We start from the raw sequence: 3,243 nt of genomic DNA, 5'->3' as shown, positions 1-3,243 counted from the left end.
GCGATTCCTTTCCCTAAAGAAGAAACCACACCACCAGTGACAAAAACGTATTTGGTCATCGCTTAAGCTCTGTTGGAAAAAGTAATTATAACGATAGCTACTCTGTAGGCATAAATTCTTTCCTCATCCAACTGCATCCAAGCTTCAGAGCTTGCTATTAAATTTTTAGATAGTTTTTGAGACCATTTTTCTTCCTATTGGGCATTTATTTGTGATTTCAAATCTCTCTAAACAACTCCTAATAACCCCCACAACATCAGGACAATTGCTTAAATCTTTTGCAATCCATCAAACATATCGCAATTTGCCTGTTTTTTGAGCATTTTGATGAATTTTGATAATTAAGTCTTATATAAGACATGAATTAGCAATTACAATAGATGTAAAGGGAAACAAGCCCTGCTTAGCCTTACTGTTGATAACTCTTACCCAATAGGAAACACGATGCTAGAAGCCTACAATGCCCAAATTGCCGAACGCGCAGCCCTTGGAATTCCAGCCCTCCCACTTACTAAAGATCAAACAGCCGAACTTGTTGGCTTACTGAAAAATCCTCCTAAGGGAAAAGAGGCTGAGTTAGTTGAGCTCATTACGAATCGCGTGCCTGCAGGTGTTGATGAGGCAGCTAAAGTAAAGGCAGAGTTTTTGGATGCTGTTGCTAAGGGCACTGAGAAAACTCCTTTGATTTCTCGTATCAAGGCAACAGAGCTCCTAGGAACCATGTTGGGTGGCTACAACATTAAGCCCTTAGTGGAATTGCTCTCTGACTCTGAGTGTGCAGCTACTGCAGCAGCGGCCTTGAAAAAAACCTTATTGATGTTCGACTATTTCCATGATGTTCAGGAATTAGCAGAAAAAGGCAATGCACAAGCCAAAGAAGTGCTACAAAGCTGGGCAAATGCAGAATGGTTTACAAGCCGCCCTGCCGTCCCAGAGAGCATGAAGCTCACCGTATTCAAAGTCACTGGTGAAACTAATACCGACGACCTATCTCCAGCGCCTGATGCATGGAGTCGTCCAGACATCCCGCTGCATGCAACCATAATGTTGAAGAACCCACGTCCTGGCATTGAGCCTGACGAGGCAGGTGTTCGCGGCCCAATGAAGCAAATTGAAGCTCTCCAAAAGAAAGGCAACCAAATTGCTTACGTTGGAGACGTTGTTGGCACAGGATCTTCACGTAAATCTGCTACCAATTCCGTATTGTGGTGGACAGGTCAAGATATTCCATTTGTACCGAACAAACGCTTTGGTGGTGTTTGCTTAGGCACCAAGATTGCTCCAATTTTCTTCAACACCATGGAAGATGCTGGTGCATTGCCAATCGAGCTCGATGTTTCAGATATGAATATGGGCGATGAAATTGAATTGCGTCCATACGAAGGTAAAGCATTTAAGAATGGTAAAGAAATCGCTTCTTTCTCACTCAAGTCCCCAGTCATTTTGGATGAAGTTCGCGCAGGTGGCCGTATTCCTTTGATCGTCGGTCGTGGCCTCACAGCTAAAGCGCGCGCTGCGCTTGGTTTGCCAGCTTCTACAGAATTCCGTATCCCTGTTAGCCCGCCCGATAATAAAAAAGGCTTCAGCTTGGCTCAAAAGATGGTTGGCCGTGCTTGTGGATTGCCAGAAGGTCAAGGCGTACGCCCAGACACTTATTGCGAACCACACATGACTACAGTCGGCTCACAAGACACGACTGGCCCAATGACCCGTGATGAATTAAAGGACTTGGCTTGCTTAGGCTTCTCTGCTGACTTAGTGATGCAGTCTTTCTGCCATACATCCGCTTATCCAAAACCAGTTGATATTCGTACTCACCATGAGTTGCCAGCGTTTATGACTAACCGTGGCGGCGTTGCATTACGTCCAGGTGATGGCGTGATTCATAGCTGGTTGAATCGTTTACTTCTGCCTGATACCTGCGGTACTGGTGGCGATAGTCATACTCGCTTCCCAATCGGCATCTCCTTCCCCGCTGGCTCTGGCTTAGTTGCCTTTGCTGCTGCAACTGGCGTAATGCCTTTGGATATGCCCGAGTCAGTCTTGGTTCGCTTCAAAGGAAAAATGCAACCTGGCATCACTTTGCGCGATATGGTTAATGCAATCCCCTTGTATGCAATTAAAAAAGGTTTGCTTACTGTTGAAAAACAAGGCAAGAAGAATATTTTCTCTGGCCGTATTTTAGAAATTGAAGGTTTGCCTGATCTCAAAGTTGAGCAAGCTTTTGAATTGTCTGATGCTTCTGCTGAGCGCTCTGCCGCTGGTTGCGCTATTCAGTTAAGCAAAGAACCAATCATTGAGTACATGCGCTCCAACATCACTTTGATGAAGTGGATGATTGCAAATGGCTATGAAGATAAGCGCACTTTAGGTCGTCGCATCAAAGCGATGGAAGCTTGGATTGCTAAACCGGATTTGCTTAAGGCTGATGCAGATGCGGACTATGCCGAAGTGATCGAAATCGATATGAGCGAAATTAAAGAGCCAATTTTGGCCTGCCCTAACGATCCTGATGACGTGAAGTTCCTGTCTGAAGTTTCTGGCGAGAAAATCGATGAGGTATTTATCGGCTCTTGCATGACCAACATTGGTCACTTCCGTGCAGCTGGCCAAGTTCTTCAGGGCAAAAAGGATATGCCTACCCGTTTATGGGTAGCCCCTCCAACCAAGATGGACCAGATGATTTTGACCGAAGAAGGCTATTACGGCATTCTGGGCGCTACAGGTGCTCGCATGGAAACTCCAGGTTGCTCACTCTGTATGGGTAACCAGGCTCAGATCCGTAAAGGCTCCACAGCAGTCTCTACTTCAACTCGTAACTTCCCGAACCGCTTAGGTATCGATACACGCGTGTACTTAGCTTCTGCTGAACTTTCAGCCGTTGCTGCACTCTTAGGTCGCCTGCCAACTCCACAGGAATACTTCGAGCAAGTTGAGTCTTTGAATGCAAAAGCTGGTGAAGTTTATAAGTACATGAACTTTGACAAGATTAAGTCATTCAGTGATGTTGCTGACACAGTGACAGTCTAAGCATTAATCAACCCTGAATCTGGGGCAATAAAAAAGGCGATCGGTTGATCGCCTTTTTCTTATTTTGGTTTTATTAAATACAGAGTTTATTCTCTTGATTGGCATTTTCACGGTTTAAGCCAGATGCCCATGTATTGGTAGGTAAACCTGTTTTTTCCATAATCAATTTGGCACGCTTGGAGACTTCCTTCCACTCAACATCTAATTGCGGGC

General features: G+C 45.1%; 1 protein-coding gene. It reads left to right on the top strand.

Going from position 1 to position 3,243, the window contains the following annotated elements:
• Window positions 1–444: 444 nt before the first annotated feature.
• Window positions 445–3,030 carry a bifunctional aconitate hydratase 2/2-methylisocitrate dehydratase gene (locus B7Y67_RS13700; RefSeq protein ID WP_293599130.1) on the top strand — a complete coding sequence of 862 codons (2,586 nt, stop codon included), beginning with the start codon at window positions 445–447 and terminating at the stop codon, window positions 3,028–3,030.
• The last annotated feature ends 213 nt before the right edge of the window (window positions 3,031–3,243 follow it).

The sequence above is a fragment of the Polynucleobacter sp. 35-46-11 genome, from assembly GCF_002281105.1.
The sequence above is the reverse complement of the archived record's forward strand: the minus strand, read 5'-3'. Positions and strand labels throughout refer to the sequence as shown.

Bases quoted from the DNA above. Each gene is read 5' to 3' on its own strand.
- B7Y67_RS13700 (WP_293599130.1), top strand. From the start codon at position 445: ATGCTAGAAGCCTACAATGCCCAAATTGCCGAACGCGCAGCCCTTGGA.